Annotated in this window: 13 protein-coding genes; 9 read left to right on the top strand and 4 right to left on the bottom strand. The window is 62.5% G+C overall.

Annotated features, from left to right (window positions below; translation table 11 throughout):
• Positions 1-27 precede the first annotated feature (27 nt).
• Positions 28-1,050, top strand: coding sequence for a DmpA family aminopeptidase (locus GL300_RS20715; RefSeq protein ID WP_155041594.1), 1,023 nt, complete (start codon positions 28-30; stop codon positions 1,048-1,050).
• 160 nt (positions 1,051-1,210) lie between these two features.
• Here the strand turns inward: GL300_RS20715 and GL300_RS20710 are convergent, their stop codons facing one another.
• From GL300_RS20710 to GL300_RS20700, 3 genes are all read right to left on the bottom strand, one after another.
• A complete protein-coding gene (locus GL300_RS20710) occupies positions 1,211-2,044 on the bottom strand; it encodes a shikimate dehydrogenase family protein (protein ID WP_155041593.1) in 834 nt (277 codons plus the stop codon).
• 73 nt (positions 2,045-2,117) lie between these two features.
• Positions 2,118-3,506: an MFS transporter gene (locus tag GL300_RS20705; protein WP_155041592.1), complete on the bottom strand. Its 1,389-nt coding sequence runs from the start codon at positions 3,504-3,506 to the stop codon at positions 2,118-2,120.
• A 582-nt stretch (positions 3,507-4,088) separates the two neighbouring features.
• Positions 4,089-5,969, bottom strand: a complete 1,881-nt coding sequence (locus tag GL300_RS20700) for a bifunctional sugar phosphate isomerase/epimerase/4-hydroxyphenylpyruvate dioxygenase family protein (RefSeq protein ID WP_155041591.1) — start codon at positions 5,967-5,969, stop codon at positions 4,089-4,091.
• A gap of 213 nt (positions 5,970-6,182) precedes the next feature.
• Between GL300_RS20700 and GL300_RS20695 the strand changes: the two genes are divergently transcribed.
• Positions 6,183-7,109, top strand: a complete 927-nt coding sequence (locus GL300_RS20695) for a LysR family transcriptional regulator (RefSeq protein ID WP_155041590.1) — start codon at positions 6,183-6,185, stop codon at positions 7,107-7,109.
• A 183-nt stretch (positions 7,110-7,292) separates the two neighbouring features.
• Positions 7,293-8,297 (top strand): purine-nucleoside phosphorylase, encoded by a 1,005-nt coding sequence (locus tag GL300_RS20690; protein WP_155041589.1) that lies wholly within the window; start codon positions 7,293-7,295, stop codon positions 8,295-8,297.
• Positions 8,298-8,410: 113 nt separating this feature from the next.
• Here the strand turns inward: GL300_RS20690 and GL300_RS20685 are convergent, their stop codons facing one another.
• Positions 8,411-9,328 (bottom strand): LysR substrate-binding domain-containing protein, encoded by a 918-nt coding sequence (locus GL300_RS20685; RefSeq protein ID WP_211595271.1) that lies wholly within the window; start codon positions 9,326-9,328, stop codon positions 8,411-8,413.
• A gap of 240 nt (positions 9,329-9,568) precedes the next feature.
• On the opposite strand from GL300_RS20685, the gene GL300_RS20680 reads away from it, so the two are divergent.
• The 6 genes from GL300_RS20680 (at position 9,569) to GL300_RS20655 (ending at position 15,609) form a co-directional block, all read left to right on the top strand.
• A complete protein-coding gene (locus tag GL300_RS20680) occupies positions 9,569-10,660 on the top strand; it encodes an ABC transporter ATP-binding protein (RefSeq protein ID WP_155041587.1) in 1,092 nt (363 codons plus the stop codon).
• A 32-nt stretch (positions 10,661-10,692) separates the two neighbouring features.
• Positions 10,693-11,421, top strand: a complete 729-nt coding sequence (locus GL300_RS20675) for an HAD-IA family hydrolase (protein ID WP_155041586.1) — start codon at positions 10,693-10,695, stop codon at positions 11,419-11,421.
• A 9-nt stretch (positions 11,422-11,430) separates the two neighbouring features.
• Positions 11,431-12,732, top strand: coding sequence for an NAD(P)/FAD-dependent oxidoreductase (locus GL300_RS20670; protein ID WP_211595269.1), 1,302 nt, complete (start codon positions 11,431-11,433; stop codon positions 12,730-12,732).
• 39 nt (positions 12,733-12,771) lie between these two features.
• Positions 12,772-13,812 carry a polyamine ABC transporter substrate-binding protein gene (locus tag GL300_RS20665; RefSeq protein WP_155041585.1) on the top strand — a complete coding sequence of 347 codons (1,041 nt, stop codon included), beginning with the start codon at positions 12,772-12,774 and terminating at the stop codon, positions 13,810-13,812.
• A gap of 113 nt (positions 13,813-13,925) precedes the next feature.
• Positions 13,926-14,798, top strand: a complete 873-nt coding sequence (locus GL300_RS20660) for an ABC transporter permease (protein ID WP_155041584.1) — start codon at positions 13,926-13,928, stop codon at positions 14,796-14,798.
• A 4-nt stretch (positions 14,799-14,802) separates the two neighbouring features.
• A complete protein-coding gene (locus GL300_RS20655; RefSeq protein ID WP_170297756.1) occupies positions 14,803-15,609 on the top strand; it encodes an ABC transporter permease in 807 nt (268 codons plus the stop codon).
• The last annotated feature ends 1 nt before the right edge of the window (position 15,610 follow it).

Raw genomic sequence — 15,610 nt, 5'->3', positions numbered from 1 at the left:
CAATGCATCGGGCGTAGGAGGGAAGACATGGCACGGGCACGCGATTTCGGACTGGTTGCGGGGATCATGCCCCCCGGCATCGGCAATGCGATCACCGACGTTCCGGGCGTGCAGGTCGGTCATGTCACCCTGCGTCAGGGCAAGGTGAATACCGGCGTCACCGCGATCGTGCCGCAGCCCGGAAACCTGTTTCTGAACAAGCTGACAGCCGCGGTCGAGGTGATCAACGGCTTTGGTAAAAGTGCCGGGCTGATGCAGGTGGCCGAGCTTGGGACACTGGAGACCCCGATCCTGCTGACCAATACCTTCGGTGTCGGCACCTGCGTCAATGCCCTGATCCGGCATGCGATCAGCGAAACGCCGACCATCGGGCGCGAGACCTCGACCGTCAATGCGGTCGTCTGCGAATGCAATGACGGCCCGCTGTCGGATATCCAGGCCTTCGCCGTGACCGAGGCGAATGCCCTGCACGCGCTAGAAACGGCAGGGGATACGGTGGTCGAAGGATCGGTCGGCGCCGGAACCGGGATGTCGTGTTTCGGCTTCAAGGGCGGGATCGGGACCGCGTCACGCCGGATCGGGATTGAGGATCGGGATTGCCATCTGGGTGTGCTGGTTCTGGCAAATTTCGGACGCGCGGGGGATCTGGTGCTGCCCGACGGCCGCCGCCCCGATCCACATGCTGCAGCGCAGCCCGAGAAAGGCTCGATCATCGTCGTTCTGGCGACCGACGTGCCGCTGGATCAGCGCCAATTGCAGCGGGTCTGCCGCCGCGCCGGTGCCGGGATTGCGCGGCTGGGTGCCTTCTGGGGTCATGGCAGCGGCGATGTCGTTCTGGGCTTCACCACTGCCAACCGCGTGCCGCATGTGTCTGCAAAGGACACGATCGCGCTTTCCAGATTGTCCGAATCCCGCATCGACGACCTGTTTCGCGCTGCCTGTGAAAGCACCGAAGAGGCGATCCTGAACGCGCTGTGCTCTGCAACCTCGGTCACCGGGCCTGACGGAACGACGCGTCCATTGCTGGCTGACTGGCTGCGTGGCCGTTGATCTTGGCGGCTCACGTCCGTCAAGCCGGGATCATGCTGGATCGATATCGCGGCTGACGGTCTGCCATTCGTCGTTCTGCCCGACGTAATGGGCCGATAAGGCCCAGGTTGCCTGTTGTGAGGCTTTGGCAGCCACCGTCCGATGCGCTGCCCCGTATCCGTCAGTAGCTGATCGCGGCGCTCGCCTGCAGTTCCTCGACCGACGGCTTGGGGAATCCGAAGAATTCAAGATAGGCCGGGATCTGCTCGAACAGCATGTCGGTCCCGATCTGATAGGCGCAACCCTTGGCCCGCGCGGCATGCAGCAGGGGGGTGATTTCGGACTTCATGACGACCTCGCCGACAAAAGTGATGTCGGAAATCCGTTCGGGGTCCATGGGCAGAGGGTCGGTATCCCTCATCCCCAAAGGCGATGCGTTGACGACCAGATCAAAGCCCGCCGGGTCATTCGAGCCGGTCTGCAGCGCGATCGCCGGATAGGCGGCAGCGATGCGACCTGCCAGGGCCTCGGCGCTGCTGGCCTGCGGATCGAACAATGCCAGTCGCGCGACACCCGCCTTTGCCAGTGAGGCCGCGATGGCCGATCCGACACCGCCGCAGCCGACGACCAAAGCCGAGGTCCCAGCAAGGGTCCTGCCCTTGCCCAGCACCCCTCGCACGAAGCCCTCTCCGTCGAACATATCGGCCTCGATCGCGCCGTCCTCGGCAAGCCGAAGCGCGTTGGCGGCTCCGGCGATGCGCGCCGTGACCGAGATGCGATCCGCCAGCGCAAGCGTCGAGACCTTGTGCGGCATGGTGACAAGGGCACCGTGGATATTCGAAAGCCGGAACAGCAATCGCAGGAATTCCGGGTAATCCTCGGGTTTGCAGCCCATCGGAACGACCACCGCGTCGATCCCCCGGCGCTCGAACCAGGGGTTGTAGATCATCGGCGATTTGAAGGTTGCGGTCGGATAGCCCAGATGCGCGATGAGCTTGGTTGTTCCGCGGATCATGTGACTTTTTCCTTTGAATGGTTAGGCTGGAATGCGCGGCCCCCGACCGTGGGGGACCGCGCCAGATCGTGGATCAGCGGTTCGCCAGCGCCTGATTGCGCAGCCGATCATAATCGTCCACCGGCACAGGGACGGCGTTGGGATTACCAAGATCCTCCATCCGGACCCGATAGGTTTCGCGTGCCGACCAGCATGCGGCAGCGGCGATGACGGTGATGGCGAAGGCGATCGAGCCCACGATCATCGGCACATTGGTCGAACCGGGGGGTGCGACAGTCGCGAACAGGGCGGGCAGCATCGCGGTGATGGTGGTGCCGATATTCTGCGAGATCGCCATGGACGAGACGCGGGTCCGGGTCGGGAACAGCTCGGGATAGAAGCTGGGGAAGACCGCGTTATAGCCCTGATAGACCACACCCCACATCAGCAGCGACATCAGGACCGCCAGCGGAACCGAATGGATCGAGATGGCGTAAAGATAGCCGAATGCCAGAAGACCAGAACCCAGCGCGCCGACGATGATCGGCGGACGGCGACCGATCTTGTCCGAGAGATTGCCGATGAGCGGGATAACGGCGCAGGCCAGGATGTTGCCCATGACCGGTATCCACAGATAGACATCCTTGTGGAAGCCGATGCCATAGGCGGCCTGCACCGCATAGGCCGCGCCAAAGACCGTGGCAACGACGGGGATCGTGTTCATCAGCGCCATGCAGATCACGCGGATCATGTCTGGCCACGAGGTGCGGATCGCCTCGACCACCGGGGATTTCGGGGTGGCGTGCTTGGCCTCTGCCTTCTGGAAGGCCGGGGTTTCGTCGACTTCGCGACGGATGATCCAGCCGGCGACGATGACCAAGAAGCTTAGCAGGAAGGGGATACGCCAGCCCCAGCTGTTGAAGGATTCCTCCGGCATGAAATGTGCAAGCGGCAGGAAGACGGCGGCGGCAAGGATCTGACCGGCCTGCACACCCTGCAGGGTGAAGCTGGCAAAGAAGCCGCGACGGCCAAAGGGCGCGTGTTCCAGCACCATCGAACTGGCCCCCGATATCTCACCAGCGACCGCGAAGCCCTGCACGAGGCGCAGGATCACGAGCAGGATCGGGGCGAGGATGCCGACCTGCGCATAGGTCGGAAGCAGGCCGACAAGCAGGGTCGAAAAGCCCATCAGGAACATGCACAGGATCAGCACGTTCTTGCGGCCGTGGGTGTCGCCCCAATGGCCCAGCACGAATGCGCCGATCGGTCGGGCGATATAACCCACCCCATAGGTGGCCAGGGACGCGATGATCGCGGCGCGCGGATTTTCGGATGGAAAGAAGATCTGCGGAAAGACCAGCGAAGCGGCCGTCGCGTAGATGAAGAAGTCGTAGTATTCGAGGGCCGAACCGATCCAGCCGCTGGCCGCAGCCTTGCTGGATTGGCTCTTGCCCTTTGATGACAAGGCCGGAGAAGTGGTCATTTGAACCTCCCTGATAGTGGCGCCGGCTCCTCAGGCGCATTCTGAGCCGACAATTGGCAAAAGAGGCTCGTAACGTCAAAGACCGTCTGATGGAATGCATTAACTCAATGTTAATGTCTGGATCGCGGGATTGGCGACATGCGGGCCGTGGCCAATCGCTGAATGGGCGTATGAACTTGTTTTTCCCGGCGACTTGCGTGGCATTTACAGCCGCGGCGTGTTTCAACCAATAAGGTTCGACTCCGGGGCGAAACCGTTGCGCGCCGCAACAAAACTGTCACCAAGATTGGTTGCCCCCCTTTGGAACGCTATCGGTGCCGCGAAAGCGAGCCGCGCAGCCGCGTCCTGCACGCATGAATCGGGATCGCATTGTGGATCGGCGCCATTCGCGAGATCGCTAAAGACACCACGCGGAAGCGCCGTTCTCGTCAGGAACGGCGCGGCTATCTTCGATAATTTCTATAGGGCCGCGTCACACCGGGCCTTACCTAGCGCGGACTGCCAAACAACCGATGACTTCCGCCCGACCCGATGAAACGGATCGGACGGGATTGTCCCGATGCTGAACGGAATGCGTTGAATCTAGGTGCGCGGCATTCCACGCGGCTGCATGGCCCGCTTCTGTGCGGCGATGCGGAAGGGAGCGTTGGGCGCGCCATAGCCGTCATATCCGCCTGCGCGCTGCACAATCTCAAGGAAGAAGCCCCCGGGCAGCGCGGTCGAATAGAATTGCATGAACTGCCCGGCAGCATCCTCATCATACATGATGTTATGGACCCGCAGCCGCTCGGTCAGTCTTGGGTCCAGGCCGAAGCGGGCCTCGACATCATCGTAGTAATTCGCGCCGATCCTGAGGAAGGGGAACCCTCGGGCGGCCATTTCGGCGGCGGTCGCGAAGATATCCTCGGTCGTGAAGGCGATATGCTGCACCGAGGAACCGAACGTGTCATGCAGGAACTGCCCTGCCACCGTCCCACGCGCCTCGGCCCCGTTCAGGGTAATACGCAGATTGCCCGCCCGTATGGCCTGGCTGCGTACCAGCCCCTCGGGATCGACCACATCCACAACCGGCGTTTTCTGTCCTGTAAAGAGCGTAGTGTAGAACAGCGACCAACTAAGCATATCCTCATAGGCCATGGTCTGCGCCAGATGGTCGGTGCCGACCAGCCCCGCACCCTGCGGCGCCGGATGGTCAACGGCAAAGTCGATGTCCCAGATACGCGCAAGCGGGGTTTGCGAATCCAGCAGTCGCAGGACATTGCTTCCCGCCCCCCGGACACCCGGAATATCCAGCTCCTGCGGGGCGCGCGGCGGGACATGTGGTTCACCGCCAAGCGCCACGGCCCGCTGAAAGGTCGCGGCTGCATCGGGGACGATCAGCGCCACTTCGGAGACATGCGTGCCATGGCTAAGCCAGGCACTGTGGGCATAGCCTTCGGCCTCGCTGTTCACCAGCAGGTTGACACCGCCCTGACGCCAAAGCGCGACCTGCTTGGTCAGATGCCGCCCCGCCCTTTCGAACCCCGCCGAGGCCAGCAGCGTCTCAAGCTGCGAGGCGTCCTCCTGCGAGGTGGCAAATTCGACGAACTCGACCTTTTCGACCGGCTCGGCGGCGGGAAAGGCTGGCAAATTGACCTTCATCGCGGGCTCGGCCCTGCGCACCCGGTCCATCAAGGCTACAAGGCTGCGATGCCCGTCGCGCGCAATCAGCCGAGGCAGCCCCGCCCGGAACTGGTCGTTGAAGATCTCAAGGCTCAGCGGCCCGTCATAGCCCGTGGCCATGACCGCGCGGGTAAAGCCGGTCACGTCCAGATCGCCTTCGCCGGGCATATTGCGGAAGTGCCGTGACCAGTACAGCAGGTCCATGTCGATTGCGGGCGCGTCGGCAAGCTGGACGAAGAAGATCTTGTCACCCGGAATGCGCCGGATGGTCTGCGGGTCCACCCCGCGGCCCAGAGTATGAAAGCTGTCAAGGATCAGGCCGATATTGGGATGATCGGCGCGGCGGACGATTTCCCAGGCATCGCGGTGGTCGTTGATGTGACGGCCCCAGCACAAGGCCTCGTATCCAACGCGGATGCCGCAGTCTTTGGCGATCTCGCCCAGTTCGTGGAAATCCGCAGCGGCGCGATCGATCCCGCCAAGCGCCTCGGGATGACAGGATGAACAGAACAGGACCAGATCCGTTCCCAACTCTTCCATCAGGTCAAATTTGCGCTGCGCCCGCGCGAAAGCCCGGGCGCGAAATGGTTCGGGCAATCCCTCGAAATCGCGGAACGGCTGGAACAGCGTGATTTCCAGCCCGTGGTCGCGGACCATGCGGCCCACCTCGCGTGCCGAGAAATCCGAGGCGAGGAAATCCTGTTCGAATATCTCGATCCCATCGAAACCCGCTTGCTGGATCGCAACAAGTTTTTCGCTGAAACTGCCCGAAATCGAGACCGTGGCAATCGAGGTTTTCATGGCCAACCCTGTTGTTAACGGCAAATTCTTGCAAATGCCGCACGTAACTGCAAATACGCAAAGTGCAATACGATTAACTTGTTGTTATGCTCAGGTGGCATCACGATACGCGCGCCAAGCACGATCCCGCGGACAGGCTGGACGCGAGCGCGGGTTATTGGTGCCGGAATTTCATGCGGGCAATCCGCACCCACTGCAGCTAAGATCAACACCATGAAAGAACTGACTCTTCGCCAGGTTGAAGTAATCCGCGCCGTGATGATGGCCGGGACGATTCAGGGTGCGGCCAAGCTTCTGAATGTCTCGGCCCCGGGAATTTCCCGGCTGGTCAAGCATACCGAGGAATCGCTGGGGATCCGGCTGTTCGAACGCAAGGCCGGGCTTTTCGTCCCTTCCTCCGAGGCGGCCCCGATTTTCGAGATGGTGCATCAGGTCCATCGCCAGATGGAAAACCTGAACACGGCTGTCGCATCGCTGCGCAAGGGCGAGGACGTGCGATTGTCCTTCGCCTCGGCGCCCTCGATCGCCCAGTTCATCGCCGCACGCGCCATCCGCAGCATCCGGGCGCGCTTCCCCGATCTGTTCATCGACCTCAACATCCTCAAGATCGAGGAAACCTCGGACTATCTGCTGCTCGAACGGGGCGAATTCGTGCTGATGAGTTCGGCCATTCAGAACTCGGCCCTGAACAGTGAACCGCTGGTACAGGGCAGACTGGTGGTCATCGTTCCCGAGGACCATCCCCTTGCCGCAAAGCCGGTGATCTCGGTTCATGATCTGGCGCAAGAGGAATTCGTCGGCGTCGATCCTACCGACCCCTATGGCGAGATCCTTGCACGACCGTTTCGCGAGGCCGGAATCGAGCCGCGCTATTCGATGCGCGGACGATTTGCTCAGACCGTGGTCAGTCTGGTGCGCCACGGGCTGGGCGTGGCGATCATCGACGAATTTTCCGTGGCCGAGGTCTACATGCCCGGACTGGTGCGCCGCCCCCTGGCCGAGCGCGCTGGCATAACCGCATGGGTGGTGACCAAGAAGGACCGCCAGCTGTCCAGCTTTGCGGAATTCGCCATCGACCGCTTCCGCCGAGAGCTGAGCGCCGCCGTCCGGGAAAACTTGGAGCCGGGTCCACAGGGATGACTGTCGGCCCCGCCGGTGGGGGGCGGATGAACCGAAACAGCAACCTTTGCCGAAAATATGGGCGCAATCTTTGCTACGCGTTTGGTAACATGTCTGGGGTTTGGTTTTCGTGGCTCGGTGCTTGCTTTCGGACCACAACTCCACGAGTAGGGCGGCTCAAGCTGCCGGCATAAGGAATTGACAATGAACATAATCAGATCTGCGCTCTCGGCCACGGCCATGCTTTGCGCCACAACTGCAATTGCGAGCGCGGAACCGATCAAGGTCAAGGTCTTTGTCGGATCGATGTTCGAGATCGGTGAAAACAGCGGCGACCGCGCCGGTGAATATCAGAACTGGTATGAGCGTTACTGGCAGGACAGCAAACCGCACGAGGTCAAAGGTGCCTTCCGCCCGGTTCACTGCAATGACGATGGGGTTTGCGGCTCTGTCCTCGGCATGGGCAAGGTCAACTCCTCTGCCTCGATGCAAGCCATCTTGCTGAACCCGGATTACGACTTCTCGGAGGCCTATTTCATCCTGTCCGGCGTCGCGGGCACACCGCCATCGCGCGGGACCATCGGAGATGTAAGCTGGGGCACATGGCTGGTGGACTATGATCTGGGGCATCGCTGGGCACCTGAAGAGGGGGAACCCGGCGCCCCGGTGTTCATGCCGCGCAAGGGCTACGAAGCCTATCGGCTTTTCGAACTGAACCCTGCTCTGGTCGATTGGGCTGTCGAACTGTCGAAGGACGTTGAGCTTCAGGATTCGGAATCCGCGCGAAACTATCGCATGCGCTACCCCGATGCGGCAGCTCAGGCTGCACCTTCGGTGAAAACCGGCACTCACATGACCGGTGACACCTTCTTTCATGGCCCCGGCCTGTCGAACGAGGCCCAGTACATGGCCAAGCTCTATGGTGCGGATGACTATCTGATCACCGAAATGGAGGCTGCCGCGATCGCTTTGGTGATCAACCGGACGCATGGCATTGATCGTGTCATGAGCTTGCGTGGTGCGGTCAATTTCGATCAGGGCAATCCAAAGGAAACCACCCTTCAGCACCTGGACCCGGCCCCCGGAGAAACCGCCGGCGGCTTTGCCGAGACGGTCGCAAACATCACTGCGGTCGGGGCGCCTCTGGTCGATACGATTGTCGCCAACTGGGACGACTGGCGCACTGGCGTCCCCGCGCGCAGCAAATAGTCCCATTCCATTGGCGTCGCCCCGCGAATATCGGGGCGACGATCATTTGGGTCGCGATAAACGTCCACTGCAGCCTTGTTGCGGTGGACTCGTTATCCTCCGCTATGGGAACCCTACAGCACGCCGTCGGTCAGTGCGGGGATTTCCAATGCAGGGAACATGGTCCTGACTTCGGTATAGTCGGATTGCAGTTCGGCAATGATCCAATCACGTACCTGTTCGACCACTGGGCGCAGAGGCTTGCCCTCGGCTTGGACAAAGCAGCAATGGCGCGGCGTGATCTGGCGGCGCATGTTCGCCGGAACCAGATCTCCGTGCCGCATCCAATGGCCCACCACGCTTAGCCAGCCCCAGGCAATCCCCTGCCCCAGCAATGCGGCCTGAACTACGATGGCGTAATCGGCAAAGATCAGCGGATTGGCCGCGATCAGGTCCGAGCCGGCGACAAGGTCATAGGGCGAGTAGGGCTCACCCTCGGACAGCTTGATCAAGGTCTCACCATCCTGCGCCGAGGCATCGCGGCGGCTGCGATAGGCCGGGCTGCAGATCGGAACCAGCACCTCGGGCATGATCGGAAACACGCGATGACGCGACTCACGCGCACGCAGGAAGCGCATGCCGAAATCCACATCGTCAACCGGCCCGCTCAGCGGGCCCATCAGCAATTGAAACCGCAGATCGACACTGGGAAAGGCCGCCTTGAACTTCATCATCCGCGGCATCAGCCAATGGGTGGTGAAGGCAGTCGAGACCGAAATCGTCACGGTATCGACACCCAGACTGCGATCCTCGATCTCGATCAGCGCGGCCTCGATCTGGGCGACGGCGCGGCTGGTGGCATCGAACAGCAAGCGCCCGCTTTCGCTAAGCGTCACCCCCGTTCCCGCGCGGTGAAACAGGGGGGTGCCCAGATGCTCCTCAAGGCGCTGCATCATGCGGCTGACGGCCGCGGGCGTGACATTCAACTCTTCGGAAGCACGCGAGAAATTGCGCAACCGCCCTGCTGCCTCAAAGGCAAAAAGCGCGTTCATGGACGGTATCTGGCGGCGCGTTCTTCTCATTACATCATGTAACAACAAGCGCGATTTTTTTTCAATTGCCCCAGCGTTACTTTTTCGTCACCTTGAGTTCAACAGGCAGCAAAAAGCCTGAAAACGCCAACAGAACGACAGCGATCAGACCACCTTTGGTTTCGTAAGCGCAGGATGTTTTTACATTTCTGCAAACAGACCCGGCATGTCCGAACGCAACAGACAGGAGCACGTCGCCGCATGAACTCCCCCCTGCATCCGCAAAAGGTCGGCGTCTCGATCCGCAACGCCGTCAAGCGATACGGCACGTTCAAGGCGCTGGACGATGTCAGTCTGGACGTAGCGCCCGGCGAATTCCTTTCGGTCCTTGGCCCCTCGGGCTCGGGCAAGACGACGCTGCTGGGCCTGCTGGGCGGCTTTGTGCAACCGACCTCGGGCAGCATCCATCTGGGCGCGACCGACATCACCTATACGCCGCCGCATCTGCGCGGTATCGGTATCGTCTTTCAGAACTACGCGCTGTTCCCGCATATGACCGTGGGAGAAAACATCACCTTCCCTCTGCGGGCCCGTCGCCTGCCCAAGGCGGAATGGCCGGCCAAGCTGCAAGCCGCGCTGGAGATGGTCGAACTGTCGGGCTATGCCGACCGGGCGATCTCGGCCCTGTCCGGCGGGCAGCGCCAGCGCGTCGCCTTGGCCCGCGCGATGATCTTTGAGCCGCGCCTGATCCTGATGGATGAGCCGCTTTCGGCGCTGGACAAGCAGCTGCGCGAAAACATGCAGCTGGAGCTGAAACAGCTGCACGCCAAGCTGGGCGCGACGATCATCTATGTCACCCATGACCAGCGCGAGGCGCTGACCATGTCCGACCGCATCGCCGTGATGAAAAGCGGCGGTCTGGTGCAGGTGGACACGCCCAAGCAGCTGCATGACCGCCCCAAGGACTCGTTCGTGGCAAGTTTCATCGGCGAGGCGATGCTGCTGCCGGTCCAGCGGCTGGATGCCGGCAACCTGACCCTGGCGGGCCAGACCCTGCGCTCGGCCCATCCGCTGCCCAGTTCGGACGACCTGTTCCTGACGGTGCATTCCGAAAAGCTGGCCTTTGCCGGGCCACAGACCGCACCGGAAAGCAACCTGCTGCCGGGAACGGTGAATTCCTGCCTGTATCAGGGCGAAAGCGTGCGGATCTTTGTCACCCTTTCCGGGGGCGAACAGGTCAGCCTGCGCCTGCCCTCGAACCATTCCGGTTGGCAAATGATGCCCGAGGCGGGCCAGCCGGTCACGCTAGCCCTGCACCCCGAGGACACCATCGTCGTGCCTCGGGCGGCCTGAACTTCCCCACTGCAACAACAAGGATCTGGGAAATGAAACTCACCGATTTCAAGGTGATGACCTTTGACGTGGTCGGAACGCTGATCGATTTCGAAACCGGCGTGCTGGAGGCGATCCGCAGCCTCGGCGGGCCCAAGGCGGCCGCAGCCTCGGATTACGAGATCTTCGAGCCCTATCTGCGCGGGCGCGACAAGTTCTATGGCCGCTCGTCCTTTGCCTTCCGCGATGTCTACCTGTCGATTGCCGCGGAAACCGGTTATGATGCCTCGGACGCGGTCGCCAACGCCTTCCAGCTTTCGGTCCTGCGTTGGCCCGCATTCGCGGATTCGGTCGAGGCATTGGCCCGGCTGCGCAAGAACTTCCGGCTGGTCGCGATGACCAATGCCGACCGCACCGCCTTTACCGCCTATGAACATACGCTGGGGCGTCCCTTCCATGACGCGGTGACCTGCGACGAAACTGGCTATGCCAAGCCCGCCCCTGAATTCTTTGCCTTCAACAAGGGGCGGCAGTCGGCCTTTGGCTACAAGCAGTCGGAAATCCTGCATGTCGCGCAAAGCCAGCACCATGATATCGGCGTGGCGCGCGATCTGGGATACACCACCTGCTGGATCCAGCGTCGCGCGGGACAGGATGGCTTCGGCGCCTCGCCGATCCCCAAGGTCGTGACCACCCCCGACTATCACTTTACCTCGCTCAAGGAACTTGCCGACGCGGTGGATGCCGAACTGGCCGAAAAGCGCTACGGCGCGGCAGCCTGAGGCACGATCGTGACCCAGCCCCCGCTTCCCGATATCGCGTCGCTGTGGCGCGACACCGTTCAGCCAGCACCCCCTTCTCAGCCGCTGACCGGAACCTGCCAGGCCGATGTCGCCATCGTGGGCGGGGGCTATACCGGACTGTCGACCGCGCGCGCCCTTGCGGCGCGCGGGGTGGACGTGGTGGTGCTTGAGGCAAACCGGCTGGGCTGGGGCGCCTCGGGTCGCAATGGCGGTGTCGTCTCGGGCAAGTTCCGTCTGGGATTTGCCGAAATGGCCCGGCGCTGGGACATCGACACCGCGCGGCGCATGCATGACATCGGCATCGAGGCGATCGAGAATGTCGGCGTGCTGCTGGAGGAATTCGGCATCGACGCGGATTACCGGCCCAGCGGTTCGCTGCGCTGCGCCCATCGTCCCGAGGCCCTGGAGGCGCTGCGGGCGGAATGCGGCTGGCTTCGCGACACTTTGGGCGACGATGCCGTCTCGATCCTTGCTGCCGGGCAGATGGCCGAGGAAACCGGCTCGCGGGATTTTTGCGGGGGCATGCTGAACCGCCATGGCGGCGTCATCCATCCGCTGAAATTCCATCGCGGTCTGGCGCAGGGCCTGCGCGAACGCGGCATCCGCATCCATGACGAAAGCCCCGTCACCAGGATCGAACGCCGTGCCGAAGGCGGCGTGCATCTGCACCTGCCGGGCGGGCGGGTGCAGGCGCGGCAGGTGGTGCTGGCCACCAATGCCTATTCCAGCCTGACCCTCGCCTCGGCCAGCGTCGAGCGCCGGGTTGTCCCCTTCCGCTCGGCCATGATCGCCACCCAGCCGCTGACCGGCACGGCGGGCGAGGCGCTGCTGGCGCATGGCCGCAGCTATACCGAGACCCGGCGCATGATGCGCTGGTTCCGCAAATCCGGCGACCGGCTGCTTTATGGCGGTCGCGGCGCCTTTGGCAAATCCGACAGCCCCGCGGCCTTCGCTGCCCTGGAAAGGGCGATGCTGAAGCAATTCCCCCAGCTTGAGGGGATCAGGGTCACGCATCGCTGGTCGGGGCTGGTGGCGATGACCATGGACAGCCTGCCGCATCTGGGTCGGCTGGATGACCGCATGGTCTATGCCATGGGCTATAACGGCACCGGCGTCGCGCTGGCCAGCTATATCGGCGAGCATGTCGCGGATCAGGTGCTGGGCCGGACGCCCGATGCCGGTCTGCTTGGGCAACTGCCTTTGCCGACCGTCCCCCTTTATCCCATCCGCGAGATCGGCGTCCGTCTGGTTGCCGGCTGGTATCAGTTCCTCGACGCGGTGGGCAAATAGCCACGCCTAAAAATAACCGAAAAACAGGAAGGTAACACCATGACTAGCAAGCTGAAGTTCACTGCCGCGACCAGTCTGACCTTGTGCCTGGGCGTGGGTTGGCTGCATGCGGCCGAAATCACCTTCGTGTCGCAGGGCGGCGCATATCAGGAGGCCCAGACCAAGGCGATCCTCGACCCGGTGACCGAAAAAACCGGGATCGTCGTCAAGCAGGACAGCAGCCCCGATGCCTGGCCGGTCATCCGCACCCAGACCGCCACCGGCAAGCCGATCTGGGACGTGATCGATACGCCCACCAAGGACTGTATGCGTGGTGGTGAGCAGGGCATGATCGAGAAGCTGGACCTTGCCGCGATGCCTTCGGTCGCGGCCATGCCGGCCGAATTGCGCAATGACTATTCGGTCGCCTATGAGTTCTATTCCTCGGTGCTGGCCTACAACAAGGATGCCTATGGCGAGAACGGCCCGCAAAGCTGGGCGGATTTCTGGGATGTCGAGAAATTCCCCGGCACCCGCGCGCTGCGCAACCACCCGTTGGCCACGCTGGAAGCCGCGCTGATGGCCGACGGCGTCGCCCCCGCCGACATCTATCCGATGGACGTGGATCGCGCCTTCAAGAAGCTGGAAGAAATCAAGCCCCATATCTCTGTCTGGTGGACCTCGGGCGCGCAATCCGCGCAGCTTCTGGCCGATGGCGAAGCCGACATGGTGATGGCCTGGAACGGTCGGGTATCGGCAGTCATGGCCGAGGGCGCGCCGGTCGACTTCACCTATAATCAGGGCATCCTGCAATATACCTCGCTTTGTGTCCTGAAAGGGGCCCCGAACTTGGAGACCGCGATGAAGTTCATCGAGGCCGCCATGTCACCCGAGATTCAGGCGAACTTCCCCGAATATATCGACTACGGCCCCGGCAACCCCGCCGCCTATGAGACCGGCAAGATCTCGGCCGAGCGCGCGGCCCAGATGCCGAACTCGCCCGAAAACGCGGCCAAGCAGGTGCTGAACTCGGCAGCGTGGTGGAGTTCGCCCGAGGGCGAGGCGGCGCAGGAACGCTGGGCAGCGTTTGTCCAGCAATGACCAGCGCGCCCGACACCCCGACGGGACGGGAGGCGGCCTGGCCGCATCCCCCCTCCGGCCCCGGCGCGACGTCGCGCCGGTCCCAGCCGGCCCCAGCCCATGGCGGAACGACCATGACCAAGAACGTGACCAATTTCCTCAGCCCCGAGGAGCGGCGCGAGCGGCGGATGATCCTGCTGCTGCTGGCTCCGGCGCTGGCCGTCGTCGGCCTGCTGCTGATCGGGCCATTGATCTGGATGGGCTGGCAATCCTTTCAGGGGCCGGACGGTTTCACGCTGGATCATTACGCGCGCTTCCTGTCGGACACGGTTTATCTGTCGTCCTTCGTCCAGACCTTCCGCATCGCCTTTGTGGTCACCATCGCCGCGCTGCTGCTGGGCTATCCGATCGCCTATGTCGCGGCGAAATCGCAGGGCATCTGGCCGCCGATCATTCTGGGCATGGTGCTGCTGCCCTTCTGGACCAGCGTGCTGGTGCGCGCCTATGCGTGGCTGATCCTGCTGCAACGGCGTGGGCTGGTGAACACGATGCTGATCGAGACCGGCGTGATCGACAAGCCGCTGATCCTGGTCAACAACGAATTCGGCACGGTCATGGCGACGCTGCATATCCTGCTGCCGTTCATGGTGCTGCCGCTTTACGCCACGATGAAGAAAATCCCGGCGGAACTGGAAATGGCGGGCGCGAGCCTTGGCGGCGGCGGCTGGCTGGTGTTTCGCTCGGTCTTCCTGCCACTGTCGCTGCCCGGCGTGATCGCGGGCTCGGTGCTGGTCTTTGTCCTGACGCTGGGCTTCTACATCACGCCCGAATTGCTGGGCGGTGGCCGGACCTTCCTGGTCTCGATGCTCGTATCGCGCAATATCGAGCTTTACAACGAATGGGGCGCGGCCTCGTCGATCTCGATGGTGCTTCTGCTGCTGGTGTTCCTGATCTTCCGGCTGGCCAGCATGCTGATCCCCTTCGAGCGCATCATGGGAACGAGGTAAGCCGATGGAACGCATCTCACTGTCCCCATCCCAGATCATGCTGCGTGTCTTTGTCGGCGTCGTCCTGCTGTGGCTGATCATCCCGGTCCTGATCATCATCCCGATGTCGTTTTCGGGCGCGCGTTTCCTAAGCTTTCCGCCGCCAAGCTGGTCGCTGCGCTGGTACCAGGCCTATCTGACCAACCCGGCCTGGATGCAGGCCACGAAAACCAGCCTGATCCTGGCCACCTCCAGCGCGGTTCTGGCCACGATCATCGGCACGGCCGCCGCCTATGCGCTGAACATGACGCAGTCGCGCTGGGTCAAGAACCTGCAGATCGTGCTGCTGCTGCCGCTGGTGGTGCCGATTGTCATCACCGCCGTCGGGGTGTTTCTGGTCTATGCCCAGATCGGCCTGATCGCGACGCTGAGCGGGTTGATCCTGGCCAATGTGATGCTGGGCATGCCCTATGTCATCACCTCGGTTCTGGTCGGGCTGCGCAAGTTCGACCCGACACAGGAAATGGTGGCCCGCAGCCTGGGCATGAACCGCTGGCGCGCCTTCTTTACCGTGGTGCTGCCGCAGATCCGCCCTTCGGTGATCACCGGGATGCTGTTTGCCTTTATCTCGGCGCTGGATGAGACGGTGGTATCGCTGTTCATCTCGGGCGGGGATTACCAGACCCTGACCAAGCGCATGTTCACCGCGCTGCGCGACGAGATCGACCCGACCATCGCCGCCATCTCGACGCTGCTGACCGGGATATCGTTCATCATGGTGCTGCTGATGGCGATGAATGCCCGCGCGTCTGAATCGCGGGGCAAGGCCTGAG

The organism is Paracoccus litorisediminis (assembly GCF_009711205.1).
GTDB lineage: Bacteria > Pseudomonadota > Alphaproteobacteria > Rhodobacterales > Rhodobacteraceae > Paracoccus > Paracoccus litorisediminis.
This window is presented reverse-complemented; position numbering and strand designations above follow the sequence as displayed.